The sequence below is a fragment of the Geodermatophilus sp. SYSU D00703 genome, from assembly GCF_054050155.1.
Genome location: NZ_JBJGYU010000001.1, coordinates 594,786 through 609,069, shown reverse-complemented (window position 1 = coordinate 609,069; position 14,284 = coordinate 594,786). Strand labels below are relative to the sequence as shown.

Here is a 14,284-nt window from a genome sequence, read left to right as displayed (position 1 = left end):
TCAGCCCCTCGCCGCAACGGGGATGCCGACGACGCCGGGCGCCGGGTGCGGCGCGGCTGCCTGCGGGGTGTCCGGGGTCTCCTCGGGCGCCTCGGCCACCTCGTGCAGCGGCGGGACGTCGTTCCCGCGCAGGACCGCGCGGGCCCGGTCGCGGTCCAGCGTCCCGTCCCAGGCGGCGATGAACAAGGTGGCGACGGCGTTGCCGCAGAAGTTCACCAGCGCGCGGCACTCCGACATGAACTTGTCGATGCCGAAGACCAGCATGATGCCCGCCGCCGGGATGGTGCCGACCGTGGACAGGGTCGCCGTCAGGGCGATGAAGCCGCCGCCGGCGACGCCGGCCGCGCCCTTCGACGTCAGCAGCATGACCGCGAGCAGGCCCAGCTGCTCGGTGATCGACAGGTCGGTGTCGGTCGCCTGGGCGATGTAGAGCGCGGCCAGGGAGAGGTAGATCGCGGCGCCGTCGAGGTTGAACGAGTAGCCGGTCGGCACCACCAGGCCGACGGTGGACCGCTCCACGCCGGCGTGCTCCATCTTCCTCATCAGGCCGGGCAGGGCCGGCTCGGCGGTGGAGGTGCCGAGGATCAGCAGGAGCTCCTCCCGCAAGTACCGCAGCAGGTGGAAGACGTTCAGCCGCAGGTAGGCCATCACCGAGCCCAGGACCACGACGACGAACAGCGCCGAGGTGACGTAGAACAGCGCGATCAGGGAGCCGAGGCTGGTCAGCGTCTCGAGGCCGTACTCGCCGATCGCGTAGGCCATCGCCCCGAACGCGCCGAGCGGGGCGGCCTTCATGAGGAAGGCGAGGACCTTGAAGACGACCGCGGTCAGCCGCTGGACGCCCGACAGCACCGGGGCGCCGACCGTGCCGACGGCGTTGAGCGCCACGCCGAAGACCACCGCCAGGAAGATGACCTGCAGGATCTCGCCCTCGACGAAGGGGGCGACGGCGCTCTCCGGGAGCACGCGCAGCACGAAGTCCCACCAGTGCTGCTCCTGCCCGGCCGCCACCAGCGAGTCGACGTCCTCGGTCGGCTGCAGGGTGCTGACGTCGGCGTCCACGCCGTCGCCCAGGCGGAAGAGGTTGATCGCGACCAGCCCGGCCACCATCGCGAGGATCGTGCCGATCTGGAAGTAGGTCAGCGCCTTGATGCCGGTGAGGCCGACCTTCCTCAGATCGGCCACGCCGGCGATGCCGCCGACGATGGTGAGGAAGACGATCGGGCCGATCAGCATCTTCATCAGCCCGACGAACGCGGTGCCGATGGGCTCCATCGCGGTCCCGACTGCGGGCCACAGGGCGCCCACGACGACGCCGAGGACGATCGCGACGAGGACGTGGAAGTACAGCTGCCGGTACCAGCGCCTCTTCTCGGCCGGCGGCGTGGGCGCGTGTGACAGGTCCATGGGACACCTCGGTGCTTGCGACGGGGGACGCGGTGACCGCCACACTGGGTGACCGGCGCCACACGCGTCCAAGACGCCTTCGCTACTCCACCGGTAGGCTCGACCTATCGGTCCGCGGGGAGGGAACGCGGTGGACGTCCGGCAGCTGACCTACTTCCTCGCCGTCGTCGAGACGATGAACTTCGGCCGCGCCGCCGAGCAGTTGCACATCGCGCAGCCGTCGCTGTCCCAGGCGATCGGGACGCTCGAGCGAGAGCTCGGCGTGCCGCTGTTCCACCGGGTCGGCCGCGGCGTCGTGCTCAGCGATGCCGGCGCGCAGCTGATCGAGCCGGCCCGGCAGGTGGTCCGGGACCTGGAGGCCGCCAAGGCCGCGGCCCGGTCGGCGCGGGGGCTCCGGCGCGGCCGGGTCGAGCTGGTCACGATGCCCAGCCCCGGCATGGAGCCCCTGGCGACGCTGGTCCGGGACTTCACCACCGCCCACCCGGCGATGACCGTCTCCGCGGACGCGGCGTTCACTCCCGAGGAGGTCGTCCAGGCGGTCAAGGCGGGCCGGGCCGAGCTCGGCCTGCTCGGCGCGGCGTCGCCGCCCCACACCGGCGGGCTGCGGGTCCTGCCGATCGAGGAGCAACCGCTCGTCCTCGTCTCCCCTCCTGAGGAGGACCCGGACCCGACCCGCTCCGCCACGGTCACCCACGAGGACCTCGACGGAGCGCGGCTCATCGTGAGCAGGCAGGGCAGCCTGGTGCGGCGCCTGGTGGACGACGTCCTGGCCGGCGGCGTCGACGCGCGGATCGTCGTCGAGGTCGAGCACCGCACCTCGATCCTGCCGCTGGTGCTCGCCGGCGTCGGCCACGCGGTCCTGCCGTCGTCCTGGACGCCGCTGGCGCGACGGTCGGGCGCGCGCGTGCGACGGATCGAGCCGGCCGTCCTGCTGCGGATCTCCCTCGTCTCCCGGACGACTCCCCTCACCCCGGCCGCGCAGGCCTTCGTCTCCTGCGTCGAGGACTTCATCGCAGGCAGGCAGGACCGACAGGCCCGGCCTATCGGTCGCATCGACGATCCGTCTTGGACGCCGGACGACGGAACGCCGTTTCCTCGGTGACGACCCCAGCAGTCGTCCCCTCCGGAGCCCGTCATGACCGCCCAGCGCACGTTCCGCATCGCCGCCATCCCCGCCGACGGAGTCGGGAAGGAGGTCGTGGCGGCCGGCCGCGCCGTCCTCGACGCCCTCGCCGAGTCCTCGGACGGCCGGTTCGCCTTCGCCTGGCAGGAGTTCCCCTGGGGCTCGGACTACCACGCCGAGCACGGCCGGATGATGGACGAGGACGGCCTCGACCAGCTGCAGGACTTCGACGCCGTCTACTTCGGCGCCGTCGGCTGGCCGACCGTCCCCGACCACGTCAGCCTGTGGGGCCTGCGCCTCAAGATCTGCCAGGGCTTCGACCAGTGGGCCAACGTGCGCCCCGTCGAGTTCCTCCCGGGCATCCAGAGCCCGCTGCGCACGGCCGAGAGCACCGACCTGAGCTGGGTCGTCGTCCGCGAGAACTCCGAGGGCGAGTACGCCGGCTTCGGCGGCCGCAACTTCTCCGGCCGCGGCGACGGCGGTGAGGTCGCCGTCCAGTCCGCGGTGTTCACCGAGGTCGGCTGCGAGCGGATCATCCGGTTCGCCTTCGACCTGGCCCGCACCCGGCCGCGCCGGAAGGTCTCCAGCGTCACCAAGAGCAACGCCCAGCAGTACGGCATGGTGCTGTGGGACGACGTCTTCGCGCGGGTCGCCGCCGAGTACCCGGACGTCGAGACCGAGAGCGTGCTCGTCGACGCCATGGCCGCGAAGTTCGTCCTGCGCCCCGAGGACCTCTCCGTCGTGGTCGCGTCCAACCTCAACGCCGACATCCTCTCCGACCTGGGCAGCGCACTGGCCGGCAGCCTCGGCCTCGCGGCCAGCGCCAACCTCAACCCCGAGCGACGCTTCCCGTCCATGTTCGAGCCGGTCCACGGGTCCGCTCCCGACATCGCCGGCCAGGGGATCTGCAACCCCGTCGGCGCCATCGGCAGCGCCGCGCTGATGCTCGAGCACTTCGGCCTGCACGACGAGGCGAAGGCCGTCCAGCTCGCCATCGAGGTCACCTCGGGTCAGGGCATCCGCACCCGCGACGTCGGCGGGACCGCCACCACCGAGGAGGTCACCGCCGCGATCATCGGCAACCTGCCCGCCTGACCCGGGCTCCCGGCCGGGCCCCCGTCCGCACCCGGACGGGGGCCCGCCACGTCCACCGGCGGAGCCCGTTGTCGGACCGGGCCCCTAGCGTGCCGGCATGGCAGCGAGGAGGGACGACGGCCGGCCGGCCGCCGCGGACGAGACCCTGGAACGCATCCGGCAGGTGATCGCGCTCGGGCAGCAGGGGCGCCGCGCCGAGGCCCGCGCCGCCTTCGGCGAGATCTGGGCGGCTCTGGGTCCCGGCGGCGACCCGCTGCACCGGTGCTTCCTCGCCCACTCCATGGCCGACGTCCAGGACGACCCGCAGGAGGAGCTGGCCTGGGACCAGCGGGCGCTGGAGGTGGCGGAGTCGGTCACCGACGAGCGGGCCGCCGCCGCGGGCGCCATCGGGCCGGTGGCCGCCTTCTACCCGTCGCTGCACCTCAACGTCGGTGAGGACCACCGCAGGCTCGGGAACCTCGCCGAGGCCCGCCGCCACCTCGACCTCGGCCTCCGGGCCGCGCCGGCGCTGGGCGACGACCCCTACGGCGCGCTGATCACGAAGGCCCTGGACGACCTGGCGGCGCGCCTGTCCGCGGAGGGGACGCCGCCCGACGCCGGCGGGTGAACGACACCGGCCGGCGCCGGCCTCAGACGCCGGTGGCGCCGTCGATGCGCTCCCGGATGAGGTCGGCGTGCCCGGCGTGCCGGGCGTACTCGGCGATGAGGTGGTTGTAGATCCACCGGAGCGTGACCTGGCCGCCCATGAACGGGCTGGTCCGGTCCAGGTCGCGCCCGGCGCAGTTGGCGCGCCCCCGGGCGACCTCGTCCTCCCAGACGGCGCGGGCGGTGGCGAGCGAGGCGTCGTCGGCGAGGTCGAAGCCGCCGTCGGGGCCGTCCGGGTCGGCGTCCGGGTCGTGGATGGGCGGCACCCGCTCCCCCACCAGCACCCGCCGCAACCAGTTCCGCTCGACCTCGGCCATGTGCTGCACGAGCCCGAGCAGCGTGAGCGGCGACGGCGGAACCGAGGCCGTCCGCAACTGCTCGTCGGGCAGGCCGTCGCACTTGCCGAGCAGCGTGGCCCGGTAGAAGTCCAGCCAGCCCTCCAGCGTCGCCCGCTCATCGGCCTGCAGCGGCGGCATGCCGCGCTCGGTCGTCGTCATGCCCCGATGGTGTCAGGGCGCCGTCGGACGCCGCGGACGCGTCAGCGGGTCGCCTCCTCGGCTCGCTCGGTCGCCGCCTCCCGCGGCGCGGGGATGCCCGGCCCCGTCGGCGGGACGTTGGGGTTGTGCCGGAACAGGTTCTCCGGGTCCCACTCGGCCTTGAGCGCGGCCAGCCGGCGGTACTTCTCCTCGCCGTACGAGGCCCGCACCCGCCGCTGGTCGGTGTCGCTCTCGAAGTTGAGGTAGGCCCCCGCGTCGGACGCGTACGGCTGCAGCGCCTCATAGAGCTCGCGGACCCAGACCCGGTCGGCCTCGTAGCTCTCCTCGTCCGGCGCGATGTCGAGCAGGGCGAGTGCCCAGCGGGTGCTGCGGGGACTCCCCCACGCCGTCGCGTCGTCCGGGACCTCGGCGAACCGGCCGCGCAGCGGGAACATCGGCACGTAGGACATCGGTGACCGCCGGCGGGGCAGCCGGTCGAGCAGGACGTCGATCGCGCCGTCGGGCAGGTCGTCGAGGTTGACGCTCTTGGCGTACCCGCGGATGCCCCACGGCTCGGCCTCGTCGAGCACCTGCTGCAACGACGTGTACGGGAGCCGCGTGATCATCTCGATGAGCGGGAACCGCGCCTGGAGGGGCGCCACCACGTCGGCGTGCTCCTCCGCGCTGCCCCAGCCGGCGACCAGGACGGCGACGCCCGGGACGCCCTGGTGCTGCCGGGGCACGAAGGGTTCCGGCGGTGCGGACAGCGCCGCGACCACGGCACTGGTGTCCAGGGGGCACGCGAACAGGTACTCGCGGGCGAAGCCGAGCACCTCCTCGACCTCCTCCCCCTCCACGGGCCAGAAGAAGAACCCCAGGTTCACGGTGGGGTCGAGCTCGTGCAGGTCGAACACCAGCTCGGTGACGACCCCGAAGTTGCTGCCCGCACCCCGCAGCGCCCAGAGCAGGTCGGGGTGCTCCCGGTCGGAGACGTCCACGGTCCGGCCGTCGGCGGTGACCAGCGTCGCCGCCACCAGGTTGTCGCAGGCCAGCCCGTGCCGGGCGGTCAGCCACCCCATCCCGCCGCTGAGTGTCAGTCCCGCGACGCCGGTGTGACTCACCGTCCCGCCGACCGCCGCGAGTCCGTGCGGGGCGGTCGCGGCGTCGACGGCGGCCCAGGTGGCGCCACCGCCGACGTACGCGCGCCGCTGCCCCGGGTCCACCCGGACACCGGCCATCCGGGACAGGTCGATCATCACCGCCCCCTCGGCGACACAGCTGCCGGCCGCGCTGTGCCCGCCGCCACGGACGGTCACCTCCGCACCCGTCTCGCGGACGAAGGCCAGCGTCCGGGCGACCTCGTCGGTCGAGGCGGGCCGCACGATCAGGGCCGGCTGCCGCGCGACGGCGCCGTTCCAGACGGCCTCGGCCCGTGCATCGGCGAAGCCGGCGTCGGCCGGCCGCAGCGCCTCCCCCCGGAAGGAGCGGAGGAACCGGGTGGTGGTCAGGTCGTCGAGTGGCATGACAGCCCCCTTGCGAGCCCGCAGGCGGCTCCCGGGTGGTACGGCCCCCGCTGGGAGCGATCGGCACTGTGGCACACGCCGGGGCGACCGGCGGTCCCGCGCGCACGCCGAACGGGGCGTCCGGCGCGTGGTGACCGTGGGGACACGGGCTGAGCTGCCGAGCGACCGCGGCGCGGCAAGCGGACCTCACATGGTCAGGCGGTGGCCGACGCCGCGGCGGCAGGCGGCCGTGAACACCAGCCCGGCGGCCGCCGCGTCCTGCACGGCGACGCCGACGGACTTGTAGAGCGTGAGCTGGTCCGGGGTGGTCCGCCCGGGCCGCCGTCCCTCGACCAGCTCGCCGATCTCGACCACGTCGTCCGGCAGCAGCAGGCCCCGGCCGAGCGGCCGGCTGAGGTCGTTGCTGCCGACCGGGAAGTCCGCGAGCGCGGTCTCCCGGTGCTCCACCGCGACGAGGGCGTCGGCGACGGTGTCGTCGTCCACCTCACGCCCGGTCGCGGTGAAGCCGACCGAGGTGACGTGCGTGCCCGGGTCGAGCCAGTCCCGCCGCACCACCGGCTCCTCGGCCGCGGTGGCGGCGCACACCAGGCCGGCGCCGCGGGACGCGTCCGCCCACGACGCCACGGCCCGGGCCGGCAGCCCCGCCGCGCGGAGCTCCGCGGCCAGCGCCTCGGCCCTCTCCGGGTGCCGTCCCGCGACGCGCACGTCCTCGAGGTCCCGCTCGGCGCGGACCGCGAGCGCGTGCGCCCGGGCCTGGACCCCGGTGCCCAGCACGGCCAGGACGGCGGCGTCGGGCCGAGCCAGGAGGCGGATCGACAGGGCCGAACCGGCGGCCGTGCGGGCCGCCGTGATCGCGTTGCCGTCCATCAGCGCGCACGGCGTCCCGGTCTCCGGGTCGAACAGCCCGATCAGCGCCTGGTGCGTGGGCGTCCGGGGCCCGGTGTTGCCCGGGAAGAGGGTGATCACCTTGACCGCCAGGGACCCCAGGGTCGGGCTGTAGCCCGGCATCGCCGCGAGGAAGCCGCGCTGCTCCACGAGCGCGGCCACCCGGGGCGGGACCGAGGCCCGCCCGGCCGAGAGGTCTGCCATCGCCGTCGCCAGGGCGTCGACCAGGTCACGCGCGTCGAGCAGCTGCTCGACGTCCCGCCGTCGCAGGAGGAGCACCGTCCGATGCTGTCGCGCAGGGCGTCGCCGGTCAACGGTGGACGACGGCGGCCGGCGCCCCCCCGGGGTTTCCGGCTTGTTGCCCGTGTCGCCCGATCCACCCCCCGGGATGACGTTCTCGTCTCGCCACTGGAGTGTCGGGCCGCCGGTGCCGATCGTCCTCGCAATCGGATGAGAGGAGCCCGTCGTGCGGACCATGGCGTGCAGGGCGGTGGCCCAGGCCTCACTGGTGGCGGCGACCGCGTCGCTGGACGACGAGCAGCCGTGGCCGCTGCTGCTCGTCGCGGGCTGGCTGACCACGGCGGCCGACCTCACGCTGCAGGCCACCGCGGCCGACGCCGTCCTGGCCTGACGGCGGCCTGCGGTGCTGCGCTGCCGGCCGGACGGCGCCCCCACCGCCCCGGCCGACGGCGGCTGACCGCGCCGGTCAGATCCACCCGCGGCGCTTGAAGACCCAGTAGAGGGTCACGCTCACCCCGACCATCAGCACCAGGGCGAACGGGTAACCCAGGTGCCAGTGCAGTTCGGGGATCGCGTCGAAGTTCATCCCGTACACGGTGCCCACGAGCGTGGGGGCGAAGAGGATGGCCGCCCACGCGGAGATCTTCTTGACCTCCTCGCCCTGCGCGATCGAGGCCTCGGTGAGCTCGCGGATCTCCTCGTTCTGCCGCTGCGCGACCAGCGTGGCGTTCACGGTGAGGATGTCCCGCAGCTGCAGCCGGAAGCCCTCCACCCGCTCGTTGACCTGAACGACGTGGTCCTCGACGTCGCGCAGGTAGCTGCGCAGGTCCTCGTCGACGCCGTACTTGTCGAACCCGGCGGCGATCTGGGCGAGGATGCCGGTCAGCGGCTGGGCGGCGCGCTGGAACTCCAGCACCTCCTGGGAGAGCTCGTAGATGCGCCGGGACACCCCCGGGTCCCCGCGGAAGACCTCGGTCTCGATCTCGTCGATGTCGTTGGCCAGCCCGGCGACCACCGGGGAGTACCCGTCGACGACGGCGTCGAGGATCGCGTAGAGGACCGCCTCGCTGCCCTTCTCCAGCAGCGCCGGCTCACTCTCCAGCCGCCGCCGCACCCGCGAGAGGTCCGGCGACTCGCTGTGCCGCACGGTGATCGCGAAGTTGCGGCCGAGGAACAGGTGCAGCTCGCCGAACTCCACCTCCTCGGCCGCGTCGAGGTACCGCGCGGCCTTGAGGACGACGAACAGCGTGTCCCCGTAGCGCTCGAACTTGGGCCGCTGGTGGGCCTTGATCGCGTCCTCCACCGCCAGCTCGGGCAGGTCGTACTGCTCGGCGAGCTCGCCGAGCTCCCCCGGCTCGGGCCGGTAGAGGCCCAGCCAGACCAGGCGCTCAGCGTCCTCCACCAGCCAGTCGTGGCTCTCCGCGACCGTCTCCGGCGTCGCCACCCGCCGGCCGGACGAGTAGACGGCGTTGTCCACGATCAGCGCCGGGCGCTTGCGGGTGGGTGGCGCGACCGGCTGCGGCAGGGCGGGCGCGAGGGTCAGCTCCGGCCGCGGACGGCGGCCGAGGGACAGGGCGGTGAGGGACGCACGGCGGCGGTCGACCACGACGGACTCCCGGGAGGGACGCTGGGGCGGGGGGACGCGTCGGAGGTCCGCACCCGCCTCGCGAGAGCGGGGTCCTTCAGCAGGGAGCGCGGACCTCGGTGCCGGTACTGGGCGGTTCGCTGCGCACGCGCTCGCTCCCTCCCGTGGTCGGTGGACCCGCGCGGGGTCAGCGGGCCGTCGTCCATCGTGACACGACCTGTCCACCCGGCTCCCCCCGGCGGGTGAACGGCGGGTGGCGCCGGGACGGTACGGCCTGGTCGACCACGCCGTCGCCCGCGCCGCCCCCCTGCCCGAGCGGGGCGACTAACCGACGTTCAGCACGAGGTCGATGAGCAGCGGCAGCAACAGGACGATCAGCAGCGCACCGAGGACGTCGAAGGAGATCCCCGAACGGATCATCTTGGTGATCGGCACGACGCCCGAGCCGTACACGATCGCGTTCTGCGGCGTGGAGACCGGCAGCATGAACCCGAACGACGCGGCGAACGTGGCCGCCAGTGCCGGCACGAACGGGTTGATGCCCGCGGCCACCGCGACCGGGATGACGATCGGCACGACCACGGCGGCCGAGGCGGTGTTGCTCGTCGTCTCGGAGATGACGATCGCCAGGATCACCGCGAAGACGGTGATCGCGAGCGTGCTGGTCAGCCCGAGGCTGTCGGCCGCGCTGTTGCCGATGGTCTCGGCCAGGCCGGTGTCGGCGAGCAGCGAGCCGAAGATGATCCCGGTGCCGAACAGCAGGATCGTGCCCCAGTCGATCTTCGCCGCGTCGGACCAGTTCAGCGTGAACTCCCGGCGCTTCCAGTCGGTGGGGAGCAGGAACAGCAGTGAGGCGCCGAGGACGGCCACGATGCCCTCGTCGAGCCGGTCGGAGACCGTGACGTAGAGGGCGGAGTCGGTCCCGGCCGTCAGCGCGATGATGCCGGGGAAGATCCACAGCAGCACGGTGATGCCGAACGCGGCCAGCGTGTTCCGCTCGGCCCGCGACATCGGCCCCAGTTCGGCGCGCTCGGCGTGCACGTACTCGTGCACGCCCTCGATCCGCTTGATCTCCGGGCGGTTGAGCAGCAGCAGGACGGCGACCAGCGCCACGAACATCAGCGCGCAGATCGGCAGGGCCATCAGCATCCAGTCGAGGAAGCTGATCCGCTCCCCCGTCGCCTCCTCGATCAGCCCGCGGCCGATGAGGTTGGGCGGCGTGCCCACCGGGGTGATGAGACCGCCGACGCTGGCCCCGTAGGCCAGCATCAGCATCAGCGCGACGCCCACCCGCAGCCGCAGCGGGTCGAAGTCGGGGGCGACCATCTCCTTGTCCTGCATCAGCTTGGCGATCACCGAGAGGATGCCGATCGCCGTCGGCAGCAGCATCGCGACGGTGGCGGTGTTGGAGACGAACGCCGACAGCAGGCAGGTGATCAGGCCGAAGGCGATGATCACCCGCGCGGTGGAGGCGCCCACCCACCTCATCGACAGGATGGCCATCGCGAACCGCCGCGCGACGCCGTGCTTGAGCATCGCCGCGGCGAGGATGAAGGCGCCGATGAAGGTGAAGACCGTCGTCGACCCCAGCGGCCCCACCGCGTCGTCCGCCGGGACGACGCCGAGGACGACGATCGCCCCGACGCCGATCAGCCCGCCGACCGGGATCGGCACCGGCTCGGTGATCCACAGCACGATGACGCCGAGCAGGACCGCCGCGAGCAGGTGCTGGTCGCGCGGCAGGCCCAGCGGCAGCAGCGCGAAGGCGATCGTGACGACCGGGGCGAGGAACAACCCGACGGTCCGGCGGCCCTTCTCGAAACGCTCCTCGGCCGGGCTGAGCCGCTGCTCGCCGAGGCTGCGGTAGGTGGCGGAGCCTCGGAACGCGGCGTCGACGTCGGTCCGTTGCGCCGGCCGGTGCTCGGTGGCCGTCATGTCGCCCTCCCGGGGTGTGACCCTGACCACAGGACGGAGGGGTTACCCCGCGGACGCGCGCGTCACGCTCACCGGGCGGCGAAGGTCCCGGCCGGGTAGGCGCCGGCGGCCACGAGCCGGGCCGACAGCTGCTTGCCGAGCGCCACGACCCGCGCCGTCCGCTCGGGGCCGAGGTGCTGCCACGGTGCCGCGGACAGCTCGTCGGTCTCCGCCTCGATGCCCGCGCGCAGGGCCAGTCCCGCGTCCGTGAGGCCGCCGTCGGCCAGCAGTCCCCGCTCGGTGAGCCGCGCGCCGGCCGCCGTCCACTCCTCCTCGCTCCAGCCCCGGGTGGCCCGGGCGGCGGCCTCGGTGAAGCCGCGGCCGGTGGCCGTGTGCGTGACCAGCGCCTCCAGCCCGGACAGGCCGTGCCGCACGAGGACCGCGACGTGGCCGTCGCCGCGGTGCTCGCGCAGCAGCGTGGCGCCGTGCCAGACGACGAGCAGCGGCTCGTCGGGCCAGGGCAGGTCGGCGGTGCCGGCGTAGAGCGGGCGGCCCTCGGGCGTCAGGGCGGTGCACGCCTCGCGGAACAGGCCGGCCAGCTCGACGACCTCCGGGGCGTCGGCCGCCTCCGCACCGAGCAGCCGGGTCAGGGCGGCGCGCGCGGCGGCCGCGCGGGCCTCGACCACCTGCGCGGGCGTGGCGAGCGTCCAGCAGCGCGGGACGTGCCGGGCCACGATGGCCGGCGCGAAGTTGGCGAAGGTCGCCGTCACCAGGCCGGGGCCGACCGCGCCCATCGGGGCCGCGCGCCCGGCGAAGTAGCACATCCGCCCCGGACGCAGACCCAGCGCGCTCAGGTGCTCGTCCTGCTCGGGGGCGAAGTACAGGTGGCTGTGCAGCGGCTCGACGGCGCGGTGGGCGCGGGCGACGTCGGCGAGGGGATCGGCGCTGACCATGCAGCCGACCCTAGGAGGACCCCGTCCTCCCCACCCCTCGCAGGCTCAGGGCGGGAGCCGGGACGGCCCCGACGGCGGACCGACCGACCGCAGCCAGCGACGCTGCCAGGGCGTCTCGACGGCGCGGGGGTGGTAACGGGCGCGGACCCAGTCGACGGCGGCCTCGGCCGGCAGCCCGTCCAGGACGGCGAGCGCGGCCAGCGCCGTGCCGGTGCGCCCGATCCCGCCGCGGCAGGCCACCTCCACCCGCTCCCCGGCGCGCGCCCGCTGCAGCGCTTCCCGCAGCGCGTCGAGGGCATCGGTCCGGTCGAGGGGCACCCAGAAGTCCGGCCACCGGACCCGTCTCGCCGGCCAGGCCGGCAGCGGGCCGGCGCCGAGGACCACGGCGGAGTCGGCGGGGGTCGCCGGGGCGGCGAGCCGGCGGCCGCGAACCCGGACGCCGCTGGGGAGCGCGACCAGCCCGGCGTCGTCGCCCTCCGGCCAGCCCACCGGCGCTCAGCCGGCCGCGGGCAGGCAGTGCGCCCACGAGGTCCTCGTCCGCACCGGCGCGAACCCCAGCCGCCGGTACAGGGCCGGCGCGCCGGTGGAGTTCTCGCTGTCGACCTGCAACCCCGCCGTCGCGCAGCCGGCGTCCGTCGCGGCCCGCAGCGCGGCGGTGATCGCCGCCGTGGCGACCCCGCGGCCGCGCGCCGGCCGCAGCACGCCGATCTGGCCGAGGTGGGCCTGCCGGGCCCCGGTCGCGCGGGTGTCGGCCTCGAAGACGTAGGCCAGGACGTAGCCGACCACCTCCCCGTCGGCCAGGGCGAGCACCGAGAGGTCGGGGCGGAACGCCCGCTGCCCGGTGAACCAGCTGCGCCAGGCGGTCTCGTCGCGGTCGGTGGAGCCGAAGTGCTCGGTGAACGCGGCGTTGTGTGCGCGGCGCACCTCCTCGTCCCGGTCCCAGGCGAACGGCACGAGGTCGATGCCCGGCACCGCCGGCACCTCGGGCAGGCCGGTCAGCGGGCGCTCCATGTCCCAGTACCAGCGCTCGGGCTCGAACGCGGCCCGCCGCAGCAGCCCCTCCAGGGAGGTCATGGCCGGGTACACCGAGACGGTCAGCCGGGCCGGGGCCTGCGGCTGCTGCGCGGCGTGCAGCTCGGCACCGCGGCCGAGCTGCCAGGCGAGCAGGACGCGGCCGATCCCGCGGCCGCGCCCGTCGGGGTGCACGCGGCCCTCCAGCCACACCCGGAAGGCGTCGCGGCCGCCGCCCGGGGCGATGGCGGTGGCCCAGCCGACCAGCCGCCCGTCCGCCGTGCAGACGGCCCGACCGTCCCGCGCCAGGTCGACGCGCTCGGTGCCCCAGAACTCGACGAGGTCGTCGGCGTCCTCGTGCTCACCGGTGGCGTCGACGGCCTCCGCCGCGGCGAGCAGCTCGGCCGCCGCGGGGGCGTCGTCCAGGCTCAGCGGGTGGACGGTCAGGCCGTCGGGCAGCGCGTGCACGGGCGGCAACGCTAGGACGGCGGCGCGCTGTCGGCGACCGGGTTTCGGCACTCGGACGGTCGGTCGTCGCCACGCCGTGGCCGCGCACGGGTCCCGACGCGCCCGTTGTCCGCTCGCGGGCCGCGCCGGGACCATGTCGCGCACCTGCGCCGAGGAGGAGGACCCCGTGCCCCGGTACCTGTTCATCGCCCAGTACGCCCCGCAGGGCGCGAAGGCCATCATCGCGGCCGGCGGCACCGCCCGGCGCTCGGCCATCGAGAAGATGATGTCCGAGCTCGGTGGCCGGGTGGAGTCCTTCCACTTCGCCTTCGGCGGCGACGACGCCTACGTGATCGCCGAGCTGCCCGACCACCGGACGGCCACCGCGGTCAGCCTGACGATCAACGGCACCGGGGTCGCCACGACCCGCACCGTCGTCCTCATGACGCCCGAGGAGGTCGACGCCGCACGTCAGGTGCACCCGGACTACCAGCCGCCGAGCGGCTGAGACGGTCCGTCGTCGCCACGCCGCTGCCGTCCCGCTCGTGCGGACGGGCGTTGCGTGCCGGCCGGGCCGCCCGGACCATCGCACGGGCACGGGGACCGGACACGGAGGCCGCGATGCCCCGCTTCCTGTTCATCGCCAAGTACGCGCCGCAGGGCTCCAAGGCCATCATGGCGGCCGGCGGGACCGCCCGCCGCAATGCAGTCGAGAAGATGGTCACCGACCTGGACGGCCGCCTGGAGACCTTCGACTTCGCCTTCGGCGAGGATGACGTCTACACGATCGTCGATCTACCGGACAACCGGACCGCCGCCGCGGTGGCGCTCACCGTCAACGCCAGCGGTGTCGCCCACGTGCGCACCGTCGCCCTCATGAGCCCCGAGGAGGTCGACGCCGCACGTCAGGTGCACCCGGACTACCAGCCGCCGACCGCCTGACCCCGGGCGGGCGACCGGCCCAGTGGCGACGTGTCCTG

Annotated in this window: 15 protein-coding genes; 6 read left to right on the top strand and 9 right to left on the bottom strand. The window is 74.3% G+C overall.

From position 1 onward, the window contains the following. Positions 1-1,407 carry a C4-dicarboxylate transporter DctA gene (dctA, locus tag ACI782_RS03090; protein WP_456905946.1) on the bottom strand — a complete coding sequence of 469 codons (1,407 nt, stop codon included), beginning with the start codon at positions 1,405-1,407 and terminating at the stop codon, positions 1-3. Between the two features lie 130 nt (positions 1,408-1,537). Here dctA and ACI782_RS03085 point away from each other — a divergent pair, with 130 nt between their 5' ends. The 3 genes from ACI782_RS03085 to ACI782_RS03075 all read left to right on the top strand — a co-directional run bounded on the left by ACI782_RS03085 (position 1,538) and on the right by ACI782_RS03075 (position 4,232). Continuing rightward, positions 1,538-2,509: a LysR family transcriptional regulator gene (locus ACI782_RS03085; RefSeq protein WP_456905944.1), complete on the top strand. Its 972-nt coding sequence runs from the start codon at positions 1,538-1,540 to the stop codon at positions 2,507-2,509. 33 nt (positions 2,510-2,542) lie between these two features. After that, entirely contained in the window at positions 2,543-3,625 is a 1,083-nt protein-coding gene (locus ACI782_RS03080; RefSeq protein ID WP_456905942.1) for a tartrate dehydrogenase, read from the top strand. A gap of 97 nt (positions 3,626-3,722) precedes the next feature. Next, positions 3,723-4,232: a hypothetical protein gene (locus tag ACI782_RS03075; RefSeq protein WP_456905940.1), complete on the top strand. Its 510-nt coding sequence runs from the start codon at positions 3,723-3,725 to the stop codon at positions 4,230-4,232. A gap of 22 nt (positions 4,233-4,254) precedes the next feature. Here the strand turns inward: ACI782_RS03075 and ACI782_RS03070 are convergent, their stop codons facing one another. The 3 genes from ACI782_RS03070 to ACI782_RS03060 form a co-directional block, all read right to left on the bottom strand. Next, complete coding sequence (locus ACI782_RS03070) at positions 4,255-4,767, bottom strand: DinB family protein (protein WP_456905938.1); 513 nt, start codon at positions 4,765-4,767, stop codon at positions 4,255-4,257. Positions 4,768-4,808: 41 nt separating this feature from the next. Continuing rightward, entirely contained in the window at positions 4,809-6,269 is a 1,461-nt protein-coding gene (locus ACI782_RS03065) for an FAD-binding oxidoreductase (protein ID WP_456905936.1), read from the bottom strand. Between the two features lie 186 nt (positions 6,270-6,455). After that, positions 6,456-7,433, bottom strand: a complete 978-nt coding sequence (locus tag ACI782_RS03060) for an ornithine cyclodeaminase family protein (RefSeq protein WP_456905934.1) — start codon at positions 7,431-7,433, stop codon at positions 6,456-6,458. Positions 7,434-7,620: 187 nt separating this feature from the next. Between ACI782_RS03060 and ACI782_RS03055 the strand changes: the two genes are divergently transcribed. Continuing rightward, entirely contained in the window at positions 7,621-7,785 is a 165-nt protein-coding gene (locus ACI782_RS03055; protein WP_456906123.1) for a hypothetical protein, read from the top strand. 75 nt (positions 7,786-7,860) lie between these two features. Here ACI782_RS03055 and ACI782_RS03050 read toward each other — a convergent pair whose 3' ends face one another. The 5 genes from ACI782_RS03050 to ACI782_RS03030 form a co-directional block, all read right to left on the bottom strand. Further along, positions 7,861-9,000: a magnesium and cobalt transport protein CorA gene (locus tag ACI782_RS03050; RefSeq protein WP_456905932.1), complete on the bottom strand. Its 1,140-nt coding sequence runs from the start codon at positions 8,998-9,000 to the stop codon at positions 7,861-7,863. Positions 9,001-9,303: 303 nt separating this feature from the next. After that, entirely contained in the window at positions 9,304-10,914 is a 1,611-nt protein-coding gene (locus ACI782_RS03045) for an SLC13 family permease (protein ID WP_456905930.1), read from the bottom strand. A 68-nt stretch (positions 10,915-10,982) separates the two neighbouring features. Next, a complete protein-coding gene (locus tag ACI782_RS03040) occupies positions 10,983-11,846 on the bottom strand; it encodes an SCO6745 family protein (protein ID WP_456905928.1) in 864 nt (287 codons plus the stop codon). 45 nt (positions 11,847-11,891) lie between these two features. Beyond that, positions 11,892-12,335, bottom strand: coding sequence for a protein-tyrosine phosphatase family protein (locus ACI782_RS03035; protein WP_456905926.1), 444 nt, complete (start codon positions 12,333-12,335; stop codon positions 11,892-11,894). A 6-nt stretch (positions 12,336-12,341) separates the two neighbouring features. Next, on the bottom strand, positions 12,342-13,325 hold the full coding sequence (locus ACI782_RS03030; RefSeq protein WP_456905924.1) for a GNAT family N-acetyltransferase: 984 nt from the start codon (positions 13,323-13,325) through the stop codon (positions 12,342-12,344). 166 nt (positions 13,326-13,491) lie between these two features. Between ACI782_RS03030 and ACI782_RS03025 the strand changes: the two genes are divergently transcribed. Together ACI782_RS03025 and ACI782_RS03020 are read left to right on the top strand one after the other, a co-directional pair. Further along, entirely contained in the window at positions 13,492-13,812 is a 321-nt protein-coding gene (locus tag ACI782_RS03025; protein ID WP_456905922.1) for a GYD domain-containing protein, read from the top strand. A gap of 113 nt (positions 13,813-13,925) precedes the next feature. Then, on the top strand, positions 13,926-14,246 hold the full coding sequence (locus tag ACI782_RS03020) for a GYD domain-containing protein (RefSeq protein ID WP_456905920.1): 321 nt from the start codon (positions 13,926-13,928) through the stop codon (positions 14,244-14,246). Positions 14,247-14,284 lie beyond the last annotated feature (38 nt).